We start from the raw sequence: 20,740 nt of genomic DNA on the forward strand, positions 1-20,740 counted from the left end.
GCGCCTTGCGCTGTTAACCGTGCCCCTCGACACTCACTTTTACGAACAAATGTAATGTTTATTCACTTAACAGACTCTATCACCCGTCATTTACCGCAAATAACTACCAATCATCTTTTTTTGCGTTAACATTTTGTAACATCTTAGCTAACAGCATTTCAGTAAATCTCTGTTAAGCTTAATATCAAAACAAAATAAATGTGTATAACTATGAAAAAGTTAGCCATCTTTCTCTCGTCTGCTTTAGTACTGACCGCCTGTGGTGGTGGCAGTAATAACCAAACGGTGTCTCCAATAGGTTCACCCAATGACCAAATTGATTGCAACGACCAAACGCAAGTGAATCAAAGCTGGTATGATTTTTTAACTAATAATTACCTATGGCCAGATGAACTTAAAAGCGACATTAACCCCGCTGATTACTCATCTACCGCCGCGTTTTTAAACGCCTTTCGCTCAGATAACGATGAGTACAGTTTTGTTCTCCCTACCGAGCAATGGCAAGCTCGCACTCAAGGTAACGTATTCGGCTATGGAATGAGTTTAGATTATAGTGAAGCCAACGATTACATTAGAGTGATTTTTGTTTTTAAAGATTCAGGCGCGGAACTAGGCGGCTTAGCAAGAGGCTCACGTATTACCGAGATAGGTGATAACTCAGCTAGCGATATTATTTCGTGGGCAAAATCAGGCGATGCTCGCTTTAATCAAGTTTTTGGTCCGGATACAGAAGGCCATCAAATCAATATAAAATGGTTATCACCTAACGATACAGAACATACTGCAAGCATTACTAAAGGCAGCATTAACGCCAATACCGTAATGGCAACAACCAGTATCGACACCAACATTGGGAAAGTCGGCTATTTGTCTTTTCAGCATGGCTTTAACCAACCTTCAGCAAAAGAGCTAGACGTAGCATTTACCACCTTACGCCAAGCAAATGTTAGCGAGCTAATATTAGATTTACGCTATAACGGTGGTGGCAGAGTCGATATTTCAGGACGGCTCGCAGCATACATTGCCGGCCAACAAACGAAAGATCAGGTCTATCTCAACTACATTTACAACAACACAGTGCAACAAAGCATAATTGGTGAATATGGCCAAGACGCTTTAGTCAGGCGTTTTGATGATGCTTCTCTCTTCGATCCCGAATTAGGCGCCAGTAATTTTGCTACCATATATAACAATGCGCTTAATTTAAATCGCGTTGTCATTTTAACTAGCGCCGCTACGTGCTCGGCCAGCGAGTTAGTCATTAATGGCTTAGCGCCTTATATTGATGTTGTCACTATTGGTAGCACCACCTGTGGCAAGCCTGCTGGCATGGTACCCACACCAATGTGTGATGAAACTATGGTTGCTCTTAACTTTCAAACAACCAATGCTGATAATTTCGGTGATTATTTTCAAGGTATTGCGCCTAACTGCACAGTATCTGACGAAACAGTAAAAGATGACTGGGCGAGCTTAAATGACACGGCCTACGCAACGGCCATCAGTTATTTAGAACAAGGTAGCTGCCCTGTAACAGCCGCGAGCCAGGGCTATCGACCATTACAATCGACTCAAGGTCTAGCCTACTAACAAGTATTAAATGGCTACAACTTGACTATAGTTGGCAATATAATTGCTTAAATTCAGTTAACATCTTGTGGGCGTCAAAAAGTCGCCCAAATTTTATATTAACTGACGAAGCCGTCGAGACTGCTATGTTCAAGCTGTATTCACACTTATTATTTATCGCTTTGCTAATTTCACTCTGTTCAAGGCTAGTTAACGCCGACGAGCTGCGAGTTGTGCAAATTTATGAGCAAGACGATTTAATAAAATGGATTAACAACAACCAGCATTTAACGCGTGTCGTCGAAGATAAATGTCAGTTAGTGCAAGACATTCAAGCAAGGGCAGAAATTGTAAAAACACCGGCATATCAATTCCTCTGGGGCGACATGCTGGCTTGGGGTGTTTGTATTGAGCGCAACGCCGAACTGGGTCTCTATTACATGAAAGAGGCCGCACATCAGGGCTTACCCGCAGCATTAGAACAACTTGGCCGCTATTACCACAAAGGTACCTTAGTCCAAGTTGATATTAAACGAGCGTTAGAGTACTTACGAGAAAGTGCAGCTCAAGGCAACTTAAAAGCACAATTTCGCTTAGTGGATATGTTCAACCAAGGGTTAGGTAGCCCACTCGATTACGAGTACGCTTATCACTGGCTACACAACGCTATTATCGTCGATAAAAAACAACATAAGCGAGCGCAAATGGCATTGGCAAAATTAGCAGAAAAAATGCCAGCCAAATTAGTTAACAAAGCTAAACGGCCACTGATCCGCTAGCTAGCTGAGGTTTACCATTCGTGATAAACCTCAAATATGGCGATTAGTACAACAAACTATACAAACGACGACGACACTTAGTTGCTAAAGGATCACCGTCCGGTAATGTTTGCAAAATATCCATAAGTATCTTTCTTGCTTCGCCATTTGCAGCGTCTAAACGCCGCGTCATTAACCCTAATAAATGGGCTAAAGCTTCCTCATTGCGCTGCACTTGGTGCAAGGCCACCGCCAATTTAACCGGTAACATTTCGTCGCTAGGGTTATCTTTAATTTGCTGTTCAAGCGCTTGAATTTCTGGTGAGTCAGCCGCTTCCTTGGCTAGCTCTAGCTTAGCCAATAATGATTGATAATAATCATCTTGATCAATCATCTTGATTTGGCTTAATAAACTTTCTGCTTCAGCCACTTTACCAGTGTTGACATAGACATCAATCAAAGCTTTTTGAATATCAACTCGCTCAGGGGCTATTTCAATCGCTTGGCTTATCGGTGAATAAGCTTGTGTATATTGCTCTTGTGCTATTAAAACTTGAGCTTGCTGTAGTAGTTCATCTTCCGGCTTAGGTAAATGATTTTCTAACCACTCTTGCACTTGTGCTTGAGTTTGTTGGCCCGCTAAACCGTCAATTGGCTGGCCTTCCTTTACTAACGCTAGCGTAGGTATTGCTTGCACACCAAATTGCATAGCAATTTGCCGCTGGCTTTCGCAATCGACTTTCGCCAGAATAATTTTACCTAAGTGTTGGCCTGCTAGATGCTCAACCACTGGCAGCAATTCCACTGACTCAGGAATGCTTTGCGCCCAAAAAAACACTAACACCAATTGAGTTTGTGATTGCTCAAGCAAAATGCTTTGAAAGTTTTCCGGTGTTAGGTCATGAATATTAGATTGTTCGTTTGGCAACATAATTTTTTATCGTTCTCTATATGCGTCTTTGCATTTAGGTTAATTGGTAACGCTGAAACTCGTCGAGTAGTTTATCCAAAACAAGTCGTGCTTGTTGATTATCGTTATCGTCTAACGCATTTTCAATATCTGAAGCGAGTTGACTTAATTGAGTAAAGCCAAAATTAATACTTGAGCCCTTGATCACATGTGCCACTTTACTGGCTAAGCGCCAATTCTGTTGTTCAAAAGCCAAAGTTAAACGATCAACATCCCCAGGTAAATGGCTGATATATTGACGCTTTAACAATAAGTATTCTTCGCTTGATAAGTTTATTTGGTTAGCATCTACATCGGTTGGTCGACTGATATACTGATTGACAGTATTCACTAAATCTTGCGGATCGATCGGCTTGGCAATATGCGCGGCAAAGCCTATTTCTTGATAGCGAGCTAAATTTTGCTCCGATACATTAGCGCTAAATGCTAAGGCCGGAGTGGTATTTCCAGCTTGGCGCAATAGCTCCAAGGCTTTTTCGCCACCTAATACGGGCATTTGAATGTTAAGAATAAGTAATTCAAAATCATCCATTAATGCCAACTCTACCGCTTCTTCGCCGTCTTTGGCTAGTACAACGGTTAATCCCATCCGCTGTAATAAGCGCTCAAGTATTTGTCGGTTTTCAAGCTGATCTTCCGCTAACAACACTGAACCAGCTAACACAGGTTCTAGACAATCAGTTGAGCTAGACGGCTCAGGAATTGGATCTTGTTCTGCGCTAGGCTCTGTATTTTTAGGTGCTTCAGCCTGCGCTAACATAGAGGGTAAGTTAGATAAGCGACACAGTACCCAGCTTTGCTGATCCACTTCAAAGGGAAACAACACAAGTTCATTTTTTTTGCTATCAACATAACGAACTTCACTACCGCTACTGGTTGCTTGAATGCACAACACACTCAATTTATTGGCAAAAATACTAGGAAACTGACTTTCAAGATCACTATCTTGTTTAAAATCTAATTGAGCACCACAGCTACTGTTGGCATATTTAAGCAAGCAAACGTCAGCTTGCACTTCAATTAATAACAAGGCATCTGATGTGGTATGCCATATTTGTTGGCAACAAGCCAAAAATATTTCAGTTGAGGGGGTTGCATCCATTAAATGTTTAATTTCTCAAGCGCTCTGGGGTAGCTAAATTAAAACATATTTAACGTTAAGAGAGTAACTGAATTATCGCCAATTTGAATGTTGTCGCAAAAATGGTTTTAAACCATTCATATAAAGGGGATTTAACAAAGTTGCTTAGCAGCAAATAATTTCAAGGTGCGATTCCAACAACCTTGTTCAAAGTGGCTATAACAGCTAATAAAAAGTTAGCGGAATAAATAAGCAGCTAAAGCTCCCTTAATATTTATTAACTCAGAGTAAACAAGCGCTGACTTATTTAGTCGCTGAAATCAGCGCTTGTTTTGCAATTTTATACAATGGCAAAATAGTCTCGGCGGCCCCCAACTCAACAGCAGCACCAGGCATTCCCCAAACAACACTACTGGCTTCATCTTGAGCAATTGTGTGACACCCAGCGTTGCGCATATTAAGTAGGCCTTTAGCGCCATCAGCTCCCATTCCTGTTAATATTATGCCGGTTGCTTTCCCCTTAGTCACTTCAGCAACTGAATCAAACAATTTATCTACAGCGGGTCGATGGCGATTAACTGGCGCGTCATGATCTAACTGGCAAATATACCCTTGTGCTGTACGGCGTATGGTTAAATGATCATCTCCAGGTGCAATATAAACATTGCCCGGTTCCAGTTTTTGACCAGAAGTGGCTTCATAAACAGTGACTTTAGCAGCCGCATTTAAACGAGCCGCAAACGAAGTTGAAAACATAGGCGGGATATGTTGCGTAACAACGGTTGGCGGACAATGAGCTGGCAATTGCAATACCACTTCTTTTATTGCTTCAGTACCGCCTGTTGAGGCTCCAATCGCTAAAATATGCTGAGGCTTAAATACCATTCGCTCGGCATTTAATATTGAGCCTTTAGCCACAGACGCTTGCAACTCAGTACTTGCCCTAACTTTCGCTAATGCGGCGGTTCTAATTTTATTGTGTAATTCATCCTGATATTCTGTCAGTGCCTCTGCCACATTATTTTTCGGTTTAGACACATAATCAATCGCACCTAGCTCTAATGCTTGTAGCGTTGCCGGTGCGCCTTCTGCCGTTAACGTAGAAACCATAACCACCGGCATAGGTCGCAAGCGCATTAAGTTTTTAAGAAAACTTATACCATCCATACGCGGCATTTCTACATCTAAACTCAATACATCCGGATTCAGCTGTTTAATTTTTTCACGGGCATCAAACGGGTCTTCCGCCGTGCCAACAACTTTAATATCAGGCGCTGCGTTTAATATCTCAGTTAGCAACCCTCTGATAAGGGGGGAATCATCAATAACCAGAACTTTAATTGCCATACAAAACCTTTATACCTAAAACAACTCGATATCGGACTGTTGCTGCTCTTCTTTGATACCTTCCATGTAAATGGATTCGCGCGCTTGGATAGTATCGTTGTGTAAACTGCGTAATTTTTTCATTTTCACTGTACCACTATTGGGGTGAAACAAAACCTTACGCGGCCAAGGTCCACCGACATCATGGGCGACAACGGGAATATGCTCTTCTCGCAAAAAGTGTCGCACAAAATCAATATTACTTTCACCGACATCTGACATATTCGGAACTATCTTGCCACCGCCAAAAACTTTAGCCAGCAAATTATCGCGCTGACCGCCATTCTTCATTATTTCGTTGATTAAATGTTCCATCGCCCAGTGGCCATATCGACAGGTATAACTCAAATCATTTTCCCAACCATGCGCGCCGTGCATATCGCGTTTAATAGGCAACATAAAATGATTCATGCCTCCTATTCCCATTTTTTCATCCCATATACAGGCTGAAATACAACTCCCTAATACTGTCGATACTATTTCATTATTTTTAGTGACATACAGCTCACCAGGTAGAATTTTAGCAACCACTATCTCCCTGCGTTTATCGATAAAACGCTTTATACCATCAAACCCTTTTAAGGTAGGCTGCAGCGTAATAGACATACTAACCTCGTCTCCGATATATGGTATGACCTAAAGGCTCAAATTCTTGGATCCCCCGTTGCATACTCTCTGAATGCCCTAAAAATAAATAACCACCTGGGCGTAACAACTCGGCATATCGTTGAAACAAAGCATCTTTCGTCGGTTGATCAAAGTAAATCACAACATTACGGCAAAAAATAATATCGAACGGCCCCTTCATTGGCCACGGCTCTAATAAGTTTAAGCGCTTAAAACTAATATGCTTTTGTAAGCTATCTTTTACTTTATAACTCGTACTAGTGGCGTTACGAACAAACCAAGTGCGCTTTAACGTATCGTCCATGCCTTCAACATTTGAGTCAGAATAAACACCACTAGCCGCTTTAGCTAACACATTAGAATCAAGATCAGTGGCTAAAATTTTAACATCCCAGCCAGGCTTAACTAATTCAGGTATAGCTGTCATCGCAATGGAATAAGGCTCTTCACCAGTCGAGCATCCCGCTGACCAAATGCGCACCCGCTTATCTAACGCATGCCATTTACGAATATCAGCAGCGGCTGTTGTTTGTAAAAACTCAAAATGATGCTTTTCGCGAAAAAATGAAGTTAGGTTGGTGGTAATGGCATTAATAAAGTGACTATATTCTTGCTCTTTATTCTGCTCTAAATAATTTAAGTAGGTAGCAAAGTCGGTATGCTTATACAAACGCAAACGTCTCGCCAAGCGAGAATAAACCATCTCGCGTTTATGATCGCCCAACACAATCCCAGCGGTGGCATAAACTTGATCACGGATCCGTAAAAAGTCTTGATCCGTCATCACAAATTCGCGTTTTTGCAAAGTCCGTTAACCTCTATGTCAGTATGGAAAAGATTGGAAGTGAAATGAAATACTATTGCGCATGTCATCAGCCTTGGATGACTTCAATTCAGTTCAATATTACTTTTGATACTCAGCTTAACTTAGCCTAGCCCATAAACGGCTGAATGCAACGTCAATATTGATAACTATATCAAACACTTCACACATTTATATTAGTAGAAAAAACCTAAATATAAATTACCATTCCCTGTCTTTATAACGGATTAAATCTAACAAAGAAAGGCTTTTACTAACCTTTCATTGCATTTAACGCAAGATTAATAATGTCTGCGTTTTTAGGATGTTTGCGCGCATTTTCGCTTAAATAACGGCGCCACGCTCGTGCTCCTGGCTGACCATTAAACAAGTTCAGCATATGACGAACTATATGCCATGTGGTTGCTCTGGGGTCATTGCTCACTTGTTGCTCGATATAAGGCATGATTGCTAGTGCAACCTCTTCGCGACTTAAGGTACTAGCCGCTTGTCCGTATAAACGCGCATCCACCTCGGTGAGCATATACGGGTTTTGATACACGGCTCGCCCTAACATCACGCCATCCACATGCGGTAAATGCTGATCAATTTGCTCAAACGTTTCAACACCGCCATTCAAGCTAATCGTTAATTGAGGAAAGTCGTTTTTGAGTTGATAAACCCGTGAATAATTCAATTCTGGAATTTCGCGATTCTGTTTAGGGCTCAATCCTTGTAACCAAGCCTTGCGAGCATGAATAATAAAGTGCTCACACCCAGCATCAATATTACTTTTAACAAAATCAGTTAAAAACTCATAGCTATCGAAATCATCAATACCAATTCGGGTTTTAACTGTTATCGGTGTTGATGTTACGCTGCGCATTTTTTCAACGCATTCAGCAACCAACTGAGGTTGTGCCATTAAACACGCACCAAACGCTCCGTTTTGCACACGATCAGACGGGCAACCGACATTAATATTTATCTCATCGTAACCATAATCCGTCGCCTTAATTGCACATTCCGCCATTGCAACCGGATCACTGCCACCTAATTGTAAAACCACAGGATGCTCAGCTTGGTCATAAGCCAAATAATCATTTTGACCATGGATGACCGCCCCAGTTGTCACCATTTCGGTATAAAGCACTGCATGCTTAGTCATTAAACGATAAAAATAACGACAGTGCTTATCAGTCCAGTCAAGCATCGGTGCTACACTGAAGGTGTGATCAACACGATCACTTCTAGGAAAGTTATTTTTATTACGATCTTTGTTTTTCATTATGTATGAGCTATCTATTTATTCTTTGCTTAAAATGATCAGTTACATTATTACAGCTCAACAGCAATAAAATTTTATCTAAATTATCAATCACTATTAATGCTATTTTTATAGGCTAGTATAGCCCTAACATGCTCCAAAACTCGCTGAGCACCCTGTTCACTATTCATTTCTTCATAAGGTGTTGATAATAACTCAGGAAGTGTCTCAGGGTAATCTTGTGGGGTACTTTCAAGCCAATGATATGCCGCATTCATTTTACCAAATGCTGATTTAAGAAGAGAGTTTATTTCTACAACTAAGTCCGGCGATTCATACCACGATATAGGTTTAAACGCGGCTTTTCGCCCCGCTACAATCCTATTAGGTAACTGTGATTTTATAAACTCTTCGTCTTTAATTGAGGCTATGTGCCAGTCTGCAGCATCAATTAAGGACTTATTTGCGATCCTAGCTTCCCTTCTTGGGATCACAACTCCAATTTTTAAATCTCTACCAGTCGTATCTCTGTAGATTTGTAATTTTTTAATAGCTGGTAAAATGTCAGTATCATTAGACACAAACACAACTTGTTCCAGAGCAGGCGTTGTAAGCGCATCATAGATAGCTTCAACGGCTACGTTTACATCACTTTGCTTTTCTTCTATCTTCCAAACTTCAACGCTTGGGCTATCTTTTGGCTCTAAGCCTTCTTTAAATAATTTCGCCTTACTTTTAGAAACGTCATAATGACCATTTATAATTTGAAGCTTCTCAGATAAGTGCTTGCCGAGTGCGGTATGATAAGAGTGCTGATCGGATACAGAGTTTTCATCCATAGCCACACGACCATGAATGGGCGCAGTAAAAAGCTTTATGGCTCCCTCAGATAATTTGGGGTTACCTAAGCCATTGCGTTTTAACAGGAAATTGTTGAATAAAGTATAGTAGTCAAGCCACTTGTAATGAGTGCCTTTCAAACAGCCATAATAAAAATTATAACCATCAATATAAACCTTAGTCTGCAATCCTATACCCTATAATTGAAAAAACCGGCCAAAGCCGGTTATTTTCCCCCACCTTTCAGGAGACAAGCTACGCGTGAAAAGTGGATAAGTTGTTATCTATAATAATAATCAAAACTTGATAACATTTCAAATAATAAACAGGGAAGACGGGTGATAATTAAGCAATTTTATTATCCGTTTACTCTGAGTTGAAATCAGTTATATACAGAAAAGATGTAATGAGAAAAGCACTAACAGAGATCCAAATGGGGAGCATGAATATTGAGAAAACGGTTTAGACCAAGCAACACAACGGTCTCAGCCTTTAATGCGTCCAATCAAGCATGGGCGCAACGCTGAAAGTATGATCTAGGCTAGATGCCTTGGATGCAGCGGTTTCTCTAGGGTTCACCCCAGTTTTCTCTTCTTTTAGATCTTCAATATTTTCAGACATTTTTAGGGTTTTCTTCACATTTTTAGATCGGCGGGGATCCAACAACGTTCGTTAGTCAGAGCTATTTAGTGGGTATTTTACCTCAATTTGTCATAGGTACCTATATCGTACTTATGTCCTCTATTGAGTCCTGATTTAAATCCGCGAAGTCCACCTTAATTGTTCACATGATGTCGCCATATAAAATAAAACCTTTTTTAGTTACCTATTTTGGCGTTTAGATAGATGAAACGGCAACGAAAAGGAAGCGCGAAGATAAATTCAAAATCATGTTGATGACTATAGTCAAAGCGATCAGGTTTTAGGGGAAGCCGTCAAGCTTCGAGACCCCATGAGCATATGCTCTATTATGTGATTGGGGCGAGTAAGTGCTGACAATGAACCATAAGACCTGAGCGAGAAGACTATAAAAGAAATTTTCAAGGAAAAGCATAACACGCCAAGTAAAGGTAAACTAAAAATTACTTTTAATTAATAATGTGGAACTTTTGATTTATAAGTAAACTAAAATTGACTTATAAATATTACTGCATTACTTTACATTCAAGAGTAAATTATAGTTAACTTATATGGTTGATTCACCAAAGACAAACAGAACTGGCAAAGCAGTAAAAGCGACAACTATGCCTAACTTAAGCGAGCGCTTTTCTACGACTCAACTTGCTGAGGCAATCACCGCAAAGCGTACTGGAATGAAATTGTCACTAATGGAGGTATCTGAAGCCCTCTCTATTTCTAAACCGACATTGGTAAAAATAGAAAAAGGCGATACCAATGTAAAGTTAACTAACCTCTTAAAAGTGATGGAATACCTTGGTCTGTCATTTAGCCTTATTACGGATGAAGTCACTAGTAGCGATAAAGCAGAGTTAAAAGATGACTGGTACTGATCTTAATACTCTATTCGTCTATATAGGTCATAGCCGTAAAATTGCAACCATCACTCTTCCTGTCACTTCTGAAACAGAATTAAGCTTTACTTACGATCCTGATTGGATCAAAGAAGGCTTTGCAATCTCTCCTCACTTACCGGTCAATGGCGAGTTTGATCATAGGTCAGTGCGTAACTTTTTACAAAATTTGCTGCCTGAAGGTAAAGGGCTTGAAGAGATCATCAGTAATACCACTATTTCTAAAAATAATATCTTCGGTCTTATCAAGATCATCGGTGCTGACACTTCTGGTGCGTTGTCATTTAGGAGTCAAACCAACGCCCAAGCAAATACTTCATTTCGGGAAGTCACTCATGCAGAGTTAATCGAAAAATTAGCTCGTTTTAAAAATAATGAAGGGTCCATCACTTATTGGGATGGCCGCACAAGGCTATCTGTTGCGGGTGTGCAGGACAAACTTAATTTACTGGAACTTGATGGCAAGTTAGGATTTGGTGAAGGCCAGCTTTGTTCTAACAAAATATTCAAATTTGAAACCGGAAAAATTCCATTTATAGCCGTTAATGAGCTGTTTACCATGTTATTGGCAAAACATTCGGGCATAGATGTACCAGAAGTAAAAATACAAAGATATGGTGAAGTCAGAGCATTTGTAATTGACCGCTTTGACCGCAGGTTAATCGCAGAGCAGCGACGCGTTATGCGCCGACATGTCATTGATGGTTGCCAGGCCACCAATCTACCGCCATCATACAAATACGAGCGTCAGCACGGTGATGAAGGCGACGGCATTTATATTCGTGATGGAGTGTCCTTCCCGAAACTATTTAATGTACAAACAATTAATGCCGAAGCGTATCAAACCCAACTGTTCCGTTGGATGACATTTAATATTTTGGTGCGTAACTATGATGCCCACGGCAAGAACATCAGTTTCTTTGTAGGTAAACAAGGTTTAACTCTTACGCCGTTTTACGATTTAGTGAATATTGAAGCTATTATTCGTGAGATCCAAGCAAGGCGGGCCGATAGTTCAAGCAGCGAAAACAACCAAGTACCAATAGCGAATCATTTTGCTATGTCCATTGGCGAATACGATGCTGGCAGCACAGGTAATTTCAATTATCCATTTACCGCTTATATGTTAGCTGACTTTGCTCAAGAATTTGGTATATCGTTAGCTCGTATGCAATTGTTAATGAAACGCCTGATCAAGCAAGTGCAAACATCCATTGATTTAGCAAAAACAGAAGCTATTAAACAACACTTAACAGATTTAGAAATTCAGCATATTGATACCTGTATTCAGATTATTCACGAATCGGTTAAAGAATTAAATGCCGAAGTGGAGCAAATAACGGAAATGAAGGATTTAATTTAGCGTAGATTTTGGGTTATTTGGGGTTACTTCATCGAAGTTAAGCGTCAAAGGATAGAAAGCTAAAATTTAACCGACTTTTAACAGCAAACATTGCTATTTTCCTGCTCTAATTCTAGCCTTTCTGTAGAGCATTCTTTCAATAACATCAAACATATGCAAAACCCTTTGGGCATAACATTACTGTTTCTTATTGTCAGTTCATTTAACTGGCTTTATGCACAAGAAGTGCGCTCTGCTCAGGTGTTGTTGTTAAACTCGCTTCATCAAGACAATCCTTGGCAAAAAAGCGTTGAGTGGGGATTAAAACAAGAGTTAAGTCGTCATCAAGTACAATTTGATATGTATATCGAAAATCTCGATGTGGGACGTTTTAACGAGCAATCGCAGTTTACCATTGTCAATCAATACCTCAGTGCCAAGTACGTAGATAAACCACTTGATATCATCGTCACCCAAGACCGCTCTGCGGCACTTTTGCTTAAACAATACCCGCAATTTTTTCCCGATACGCCGCGAATATTTGTCGAACCAGGCCATTTATTTACCGCCTCAAAAATACCACAACACACAATTTTAAACACGATTTTAGATTATCAAACAGCCACTCAGGCCATGATTAACCTCACTAAACCAGACAAAATCATTTTGATTTACGATGCTAACAATACGGTATCTTCTGAGCCGGCTAGCGAAATTATCGCACTCCTACAAGAAAAGTACGCGCATTTGCAACTCACTCTTTGGGACAATGTTCCACTAGCCAAAATGGCGCAACGCTTATCAAAAAATCAAGCGAATACCATAGCGATTTATGCGCCCATTTTTCGATATAACAACGAGCACCCCCTAACGCCATTTGAAGCCGCACAAACACTAACCAATGAAAGTACGGTCCCTGTGTTTAGTTATTGGCATTCGTTATTGGGTTCTGGCATTGTCGGGGGCTATTTATTATCTGGCGAGCGCGTGGGCATTCAAACAGCCCAAGCGATAATTGCTCAGCTAAACGAGCAAGACAATAACTCAATTAACCTCGATAAATTTCACGGATATTATTATGACTGGCGTCAATTAAAGCGCCATCAATTGCTCGATAGCAAACTACCTTACGACGCGACCGTTGAATTTTATCAACCCAGCTATTTTGAGCAGCACAAAATTTTGATTTTATCCGCTACCAGTGTCGTGGCCTTGTTATCCGTGCTACTTATTTTTGTGGTTATGCTAAATGACAAACGCCTAGCTTTAGTTAAAGCGCTGGATCAAGAAAAAAATTCGTTAGCAAATAAAGTACAAGCGCGCACTCAAGAATTAGAAACCGCTAAAGAACAAGCTGAGTACCTAGCACAAGCCAAATCTGACTTTTTAGCTAACATGAGTCACGAAATACGCACACCAATGAACGGGGTGGTGGGTATTACCGAGTTACTGCGAAAAACCGAGCTTAGTCAGCAACAAAAAGAATACCTCGATAAAATCAGTTATTCCGCAGAGCAACTGCTTGTCGTGATTAATGACATTTTAGATATTTCTAAAATTGAGTCTGGCAATTTAGTTGTAGAGCAACATCCATTTTCTATCAACACAGTGGTTGATTATTTAAAAGCCACTTTTGATATTTTAGCCCTCAAGAAAAATATCAGTTTTGATGTAACATTAGCACCGCAAGTACACCCAGATTTAATGGGCGATATTGTTCGAATTAATCAAGTCCTCATCAATTTATGCTCCAATGCGCTTAAATTTACCCAAAAAGGCGGTGTCTCTGTTCATATCGCCGCCAACGAAACAACCTCATTCAATAGCAATACGTATCAATTAATCTTTACCGTAAAAGACACCGGCATAGGTATTGAGAAGCATAAAATTGATCAACTATTTGAAGCCTTTACCCAAGCTGACAGTTCAACGACTCGCCAGTTTGGCGGTACAGGGTTAGGATTATCCATTAGCAAACGCTTATGTATTTTGATGGGCGGCGACATTCAAGTATGCAGCCAACCCAATGTCGGCTCGACATTCGTCGCACAAATGACAGTCAAACTGAATGATAATGTGATAGAGGCTGACGAATATGACAAACAATTTGCTAACCCACTAGACGTATTAGTCATTGATGATAATCCAATCGCGATTAATGTGTTACAACACCAATTGCAAGTCCACCACTTAAAGCCAGATTGCTACTTATCAGCTGGTGACGCAATCAAGGCCATTGAAAACCGTGAAAAAACCTATGATGTTATAATACTAGACTGGACAATGCCCATTATCGATGGCCAACAGTTTTTAAATTACCTAAAAAACCAACATCCCAACTGGCATCCCGTTAACATCATTCTTACCGCGTACGACACCGAAATCGTCCGCCGCCAAGCCAATAAATTAAAAATTGATGCCATTCTACAAAAACCGGCTCGGGCCAGTGTTTTACTCGATACCATAAATGAGCAATTTCATGCACGTTCAACTCACCACACAAACGAACCCGAGCCCAGCTTGCAGGGGGCAAAATTATTGGTAGCAGAAGACAACGAAATCAATCAAATCGTAATATCCCAATTATTAGAAACTCAGGGCGCGTCAGCCACTTTGGTCAGCAATGGTCAGGAGTGTTTAGATAAGTTACAACAAGACGAATTTGATATTATTTTAATGGATATTCACATGCCTGTGATGGATGGTGTGCAAGCGACTAAACACATACGAGCCATGCAAGATAGTAAGTTGTCGTCCATTCCCATCATTGCCTTAACTGCCAATGTCATGCAAGACGATATTAAGCAATACCTCGCAATAGGTATGAATGCGCACGAAGCTAAACCTATCAATATTGAATCGTTAAAAGAATCAATCCTCAGGTTTATTTAAATTACGCCTAGGCTTTGTGTGCTTCCAACTACAACGAGAAACCGACACCTAAAGTAAAATCCGAACGCGATAACGATACACATCAGTCAGTTTACCACTGATAATGCACAGAAACCCCATAACTGGCTGGCGGTGCATAGTAGCTCGTCGAGCCCAGCATGCCTAAATCAAGATTATATTGTTTATACACTTCATCAGTCACATTTTTACCGTACACACTAAAGGATAAAGCATCATTCGCAACACGATAGGTCAACTTAAAGTTTACGACATGATAGGCATCTTGAAATGCACCGCCACCGTTCGTCACCTCTAAATACTGATCATCGTAGTAAACACCATCAAGTTGGCTAATCAACAAACCTGACCAAAGCGGGGTTTGATAATTAAGCGCATAGTTCAAACTAAATTCAGGCGTATTAGGCAATGTTACGTTAGTTAATGTATCTCGAGGAAAGTCAATCACAGTGCCACCAACGGGTGATTGCCAACTTGCCACTGCATCCACTTTATCTAGCTGACTATGCAAGTGAGCTAAGCCTAAATCAATACTGAGGGATTCAGTTGCTAAATAAGTCAGCTCCAACTCAGCACCACTAATATTGGCATCAGAATTAGTGATCTGCGGTGCCAGTCCTATCATGGCAAACGCTTGGTAATCTCGGTAATCATACAAGAAAGTACTAGCGTTCACTCTAAAACGAGGCGATACATCTAATTTCAAACCGGCTTCATACGCATGTAAAGTTTCGGGCTTGTGCTGCATTTCCTCTATTGGTAATCCGGCCGACATAGCCCAATTACCCACTTTAATCCCTCGGTTGTACGATAGATAGTAAAGCTGCTTACGAGCCGGTTGCCAGTTAAATTGTAGCTTGGCGCTGTAATCTTGGTAATTGATTTTGCCGTCAGGTTGACTCGGTATTAAAAATGCTTGTTGTATGAAATCAATCTGTGCACTCTCGTCTGCAAAACCACGGCGATAATCCATTTGCTTTTCATCTTGCGACCAACGCAGTCCCGTCACGACTTCAAATTGCGCCGACAAACGCTGCTCCCAATGCGCAAACAACGCATGGTTTTGGGCCGCTAGGTTATAAGTTTGTACGGCCTTTGGTGAGCTTTCATCTGGATTGTAACTTTCACGAATTAAACCATCGGCTTGTAATTGCCGCGCCAAACGCAATACTGGATTACCAATCGTCGTTATTGCGCCCTCCTGCTGCGTGTCGAGCAAATAAGCACCCAATAATAGCCGTGTATTATCATGACGGTAGTCTAAACGCAGTTCTTGCGAAGCTTGGCGATAATCGGTTTCAGTTTGAAAGGCAATGATAGGCGCAGGAATTCCGTCGCCATCTTCTAAATAGGCTTTGTCCAGTTCTTGTAAGTGACTAATACTTTCAATATACCAACGATCATTTAGCTGAGCCGTTATTTTCGCAGTGAGAGACTGAATTGTCCGGTTTAAATAGCCATTAATATTAGAGTAATGAGTATGTGGCTCTGCACTATCACCTTTGTATAAGGTTAGTCCGGCCTGATCGACTGGGGTAAAACCATCATCTGTATTAAAAAATACCTGTTTGGTAAAGTCATTAATGGATAAATCATTTGGAGGAGCTCCCCCCTCTAGTATCACATTTTGTGTAAACGCGACTAATTCAGGCGGTAAGTAGGTTTGCTCTATTTCGGCTTGTGTCCACGGTAAAAAACTATATCCACCTGTTGGCACATCATCATCTTTACTATAACTGTATTTCAGATTTAATTGGGTATCATCAGTCAAATCAAACTGTAGCGAGGTGCGCACAGCCAGTGCATTGTCTCCACCAATATTTCGTATACCTGGCTGAGCTGCGACAATATAACCGTCGGATTTAGCTCTTTTTAACGCAATTCGGCCTCGCGCGTGGTCAGTAAGCGCTACGCCAGACGCCAACTCCATATACTGTTGGTTAAACTGCCCACCACCTATTTTTAAATAGCCATTAAGTTCATCAACATCAGCGCCTGTGGTCACATATTGAATAACTCCGCCAGTAGCATTACGACCAAATAAGGTACTTTGCGGGCCACGTAAAACCTCTACGCGCTGTAAATCAAAAAGCTGGTTCGAGATAGAGTTCAGGTTGGCGTAATACGCATCGTCAAAATAAACCGCAATAGGTGCTTCTAAATTGTCTGTAAAATTGTTTTGCGATATACCTCGCAAATTAAAAATAGTTAAATTCGGTGACCAAGTGTTTAATTGTAGATTTGGTATTTGCTGACTAATATCGACTGTGTTGGTTAACTGCAAAACTTCAATATCATCACCAGATAATACCGCTAAAGAAATTCCTACCTCTTGCGTATTTTGCAGGCGTTTTTGCGCAGTTACTTGGATCACCTCTAATTCTTGTTCTGAAGAGGTCACTTGCCCTTGTGCAATAAAAGGCACACACAATATTAACGTTGAAAAAGCTAGCGTGGAAAAAATTCGCGGTGAAAAATCAAGACGGTATAAGCTGAAAGGGTACAATTGAACCTCCGCTCGCCACATTTATTTAGTTAAAAATATAGCAGCGGATTAAAAAATGGGGGATAAATTGCAATGTCTTTTACGCAAAAAATCCAAAAATTAATGAACAACCCCACTGATAGTTTGGCGTTAACCAATTAGCCAACTACGCTTAAACTAGAACCTGTTAAACTTTTGCGTGCACGCCCTAGAGTTTAATAAAGATGCAATTCACAACTTATATAAACTATTTTTAACACCAGTACGATAAAGCCAATATGTTTTATCACCACCCTAATATCATGATAATATTAACCACTCTACCTATACGCTGTGCTCGCTTTATAAGCCATAGTGGATTAATGCATGGTATAACTAACACAGGCCTGTCCAGTATCATCAACAAACAAGCATCACCTCGTATCTCCTGTGTTATCGGGGCCAAGGATATTTAAAATATGGTTCGTTCTCGAAGGTTAAACAAACCTTGGCTCGTTGCAATTGCACTATTTTTACTCGGCTTAGTGGCAACATCTATTGTTTATCAAGTCAAATTAACCAGTGAAAAAGAACAATCTCAAACCCGCTTCAAGATAGAGGCTAATTTACGCGCTAAAGATATTGAAGCTGAATTTAATCGCTCTTACTTTCAAATAGCGTCTGTTGGCAACCTATTTATCTCTTCACAATGGGTGTCTCATCAAGAGTTTTTAGATTTTGTTGCTCAGGTGTTTCCTAGTTTTCCGGAAAGTCGGCGGATTTCGATAATGGCTCATTTGCCACATCAACAGCGCCAGCAATTCATTAATTCAATGCGCGACAATCCTGAACCTTATTTTAAATCATTTGAATTTTTCGATTATCAAGATCAGCAAAAAGTCACTCCCCCAACCATTGTTGGCGATAAATTTACCGTTCTGCAATATAGTTACCCAATTGCTTTTAACATGAACTTTTACGGGCGAAACATCACTCCGGCATCCCCTATATGGAAAAATATTGCGCCCGTAATATTTAGTGGCCACGCTTTAGTTAGCCACATAACACCGCCAATTATGCCCATCACTAAGCAGCCTTTTTTCTTATATCAATACCCTATTCTGAAAAAGACAGCTAAGGGACAAGAAGAAGTAGTCGGACTCGTCGTTTCAAGCCAATATGTTTCTGATGTATTTAAAGGCAACGCCGTACAAAAAAGCCGTGACAGGTATCACTACTTACTCATCGACCATCAAGGCAATCAATTTACCTTTCCCGAAGAACAACTAGTCGATAAAAATCAACGTATTCCAATTACCGATCAACAAGCAAGCTATATTCAAGAGTTGAATATTTTAGGCAGTCGATGGCAATTAATTATTCAACCAAAGCAGAAGTTAACAAATACATCCTCTGAGTTATTGAATAACATTTGGATAGCAGGGGTTATTATCTCATTAACCCTCGCCTTAATTGCTAAGCTGGTTTATTCGCAACAAACTTTTTTAAGCGAGCAAGTTAATTTAAAAACCTTAGCGCTCAACAAAACACTACAACAAGTTAACCAGCAAAAAGGCCAACTAAAGCAACAAAATACTCAACTAGAATTAGCAGTAGAACAAGCAAAGCAAGCCGCTAAAGTAAAGTCAGAGTTTTTGGCAAATATGAGTCATGAAATTAGAACGCCACTCAATGGTATTGTTGGCTTTACTGAAATACTCAAAGGTACACCGTTAAACCAAGCTCAGCTAGAGTACCTGAGTAAAATGGAATTTTCGGTTAAACACTTGATGACAGTGATTAATGATATTTTAGATTTTTCTAAAATAGAGTCCGGTAATATCAAACTCGAACAAGCGCCGATGTCGATCTACAGCGTCATCGATTATATCAAAATGTCGTTTGAAGATATTGCATTGCAAAAAGGCGTTCAGTTTAATGTTGAACTCGCTAAAAACGTCCACCCTGATTTAATGGGCGATCTTGTCAGGGTTAATCAAATTCTGCTCAACTTATGCTCCAATGCATTAAAATTTACCAGTCAAGGCAGTGTTACAGTTAAAATTTCAATGCGTGATATTACACTTAATCATGTAAACGCTGCCGAACAAGCGCCAGCCTATCAAGTCATTTTTCAGGTCATAGATACAGGCATAGGAATGAATGAAGCGACAGTGGAAACATTGTTCCAAGCCTTTACGCAAGCTGATACATCAACTACCCGTCGGTTTGGCGGTACAGGATTAGGCTTAACGATTAGCCAAAAATTATGTCAATTAATGGGCGGACAGATCACTGTAGACAGTGTCGAAGGAGTGGGTAGCACATTCACCGCCAACTTAGTGCTACAACTAAACAACAAGATACTGGTCAACGATTGCCAGACCTGTCAGTTTGATGAAAACTGCAATGTGCTAGTCATAGACGATAACCCCATAGCCTTGAAAATGCTCGAACAATTCTTAACTCGTATGCAAGTGTCACCGACTCCAGTAACAACCGCTAAACACGGCTTACAACTATTGCAGCAATCTGTTCAATATCAAATCATTTTACTAGACTGGACTATGCCTGAAATGGATGGCGAACAATTTATGCATGAATTAGCAGCGATGAATTTAGGCTACAGCCCCAAAGTCATTGTTATTTCAGCTTACGATACTGCCTTAATTAAAAAAGCATCTGAAAACCTCCCTCTCCCGATTCAACACATCATTCAAAAACCGTGCAGTGAACGCAGTTTATATAATCACATGCAAGCTTGCTTAAATAATGAGAACTATTGTCAAGAATCGGTTCAAGAAGAGCATACCGCATTACAAGGACTCAATATTCTTGTGGTGGAAGACAATGAAATCAATCAAGTGATTATTGGTGTAATGCTAAAAAGCGAAGGAATACTTTTCACAACTGCTAATAATGGTAAGCAAGCGTTAAGCGAGCTGGAGCAAAATACCAATTACAATGTGATCTTAATGGATATTCATATGCCAGAAATGGATGGGGTTGAAGCCACAAACCACATACGACAGCATACCAATAAGCAGATAGCCAACAAACCCATTATCGCCCTTACCGCCAACGTAATGAATGAAGACGTTGAACAATATCTCGCGGTTGGCATGAATGCTCACATAGCTAAACCTATTGATAAACAGGCGTTAAAAAACGCCATACTTGCATTAATATAAA

14 protein-coding genes are annotated in these 20,740 nt (G+C 40.4%); 6 read left to right on the forward strand and 8 right to left on the reverse strand.

From position 1 onward, the window contains the following. Window positions 1-210: 210 nt before the first annotated feature. Window positions 211-1,590 carry a S41 family peptidase gene (locus C2869_RS20410; protein WP_159084256.1) on the forward strand — a complete coding sequence of 460 codons (1,380 nt, stop codon included), beginning with the start codon at window positions 211-213 and terminating at the stop codon, window positions 1,588-1,590. A gap of 125 nt (window positions 1,591-1,715) precedes the next feature. After that, entirely contained in the window at window positions 1,716-2,348 is a 633-nt protein-coding gene (locus tag C2869_RS20415) for a tetratricopeptide repeat protein (RefSeq protein ID WP_108605145.1), read from the forward strand. A 43-nt stretch (window positions 2,349-2,391) separates the two neighbouring features. Here the strand turns inward: C2869_RS20415 and C2869_RS20420 are convergent, their stop codons facing one another. From C2869_RS20420 to C2869_RS20450, 7 genes are all read right to left on the reverse strand, one after another. Then, entirely contained in the window at window positions 2,392-3,258 is an 867-nt protein-coding gene (locus C2869_RS20420) for a thioredoxin family protein (RefSeq protein ID WP_108604667.1), read from the reverse strand. A 34-nt stretch (window positions 3,259-3,292) separates the two neighbouring features. Continuing rightward, window positions 3,293-4,399: a response regulator gene (locus C2869_RS20425; RefSeq protein ID WP_108604668.1), complete on the reverse strand. Its 1,107-nt coding sequence runs from the start codon at window positions 4,397-4,399 to the stop codon at window positions 3,293-3,295. A gap of 282 nt (window positions 4,400-4,681) precedes the next feature. Then, complete coding sequence (locus C2869_RS20430; protein ID WP_108604669.1) at window positions 4,682-5,725, reverse strand: protein-glutamate methylesterase/protein-glutamine glutaminase; 1,044 nt, start codon at window positions 5,723-5,725, stop codon at window positions 4,682-4,684. Window positions 5,726-5,740: 15 nt separating this feature from the next. Then, window positions 5,741-6,370 (reverse strand): chemoreceptor glutamine deamidase CheD, encoded by a 630-nt coding sequence (cheD, locus tag C2869_RS20435; protein WP_108604670.1) that lies wholly within the window; start codon window positions 6,368-6,370, stop codon window positions 5,741-5,743. A 1-nt stretch (window position 6,371) separates the two neighbouring features. Then, the gene (locus tag C2869_RS20440; RefSeq protein ID WP_108605146.1) at window positions 6,372-7,175 is read right to left on the reverse strand and encodes a CheR family methyltransferase; all 804 of its coding nucleotides are present in this window, start codon (window positions 7,173-7,175) and stop codon (window positions 6,372-6,374) included. Between the two features lie 292 nt (window positions 7,176-7,467). Beyond that, window positions 7,468-8,481 (reverse strand): tRNA dihydrouridine(20/20a) synthase DusA, encoded by a 1,014-nt coding sequence (gene dusA / locus C2869_RS20445; protein ID WP_108604671.1) that lies wholly within the window; start codon window positions 8,479-8,481, stop codon window positions 7,468-7,470. A gap of 86 nt (window positions 8,482-8,567) precedes the next feature. Continuing rightward, entirely contained in the window at window positions 8,568-9,488 is a 921-nt protein-coding gene (locus tag C2869_RS20450; protein ID WP_159084257.1) for an NYN domain-containing protein, read from the reverse strand. Between the two features lie 1,056 nt (window positions 9,489-10,544). Between C2869_RS20450 and C2869_RS20455 the strand changes: the two genes are divergently transcribed. From C2869_RS20455 to C2869_RS22905, 3 genes are all read left to right on the forward strand, one after another. Beyond that, window positions 10,545-10,811 (forward strand): helix-turn-helix domain-containing protein, encoded by a 267-nt coding sequence (locus C2869_RS20455; protein WP_108605147.1) that lies wholly within the window; start codon window positions 10,545-10,547, stop codon window positions 10,809-10,811. Continuing rightward, window positions 10,798-12,195 carry a HipA domain-containing protein gene (locus C2869_RS20460; RefSeq protein ID WP_108604673.1) on the forward strand — a complete coding sequence of 466 codons (1,398 nt, stop codon included), beginning with the start codon at window positions 10,798-10,800 and terminating at the stop codon, window positions 12,193-12,195. The genes C2869_RS20455 and C2869_RS20460 overlap by 14 nt, the downstream gene beginning before the upstream one ends. A gap of 153 nt (window positions 12,196-12,348) precedes the next feature. After that, window positions 12,349-15,066: a response regulator gene (locus C2869_RS22905; protein ID WP_228710715.1), complete on the forward strand. Its 2,718-nt coding sequence runs from the start codon at window positions 12,349-12,351 to the stop codon at window positions 15,064-15,066. Between the two features lie 91 nt (window positions 15,067-15,157). On the opposite strand, the gene C2869_RS20470 is transcribed toward C2869_RS22905, so the two are convergent. Beyond that, entirely contained in the window at window positions 15,158-17,509 is a 2,352-nt protein-coding gene (locus C2869_RS20470; protein ID WP_159084258.1) for a TonB-dependent receptor, read from the reverse strand. Between the two features lie 518 nt (window positions 17,510-18,027). Here C2869_RS20470 and C2869_RS20475 point away from each other — a divergent pair. Continuing rightward, window positions 18,028-20,739: a response regulator gene (locus C2869_RS20475; protein WP_108604675.1), complete on the forward strand. Its 2,712-nt coding sequence runs from the start codon at window positions 18,028-18,030 to the stop codon at window positions 20,737-20,739. Window position 20,740: the final 1 nt, after the last annotated feature.

The sequence above is a fragment of the Saccharobesus litoralis genome (assembly GCF_003063625.1).
Classification (GTDB): Bacteria; Pseudomonadota; Gammaproteobacteria; order Enterobacterales; family Alteromonadaceae; genus Saccharobesus; species Saccharobesus litoralis.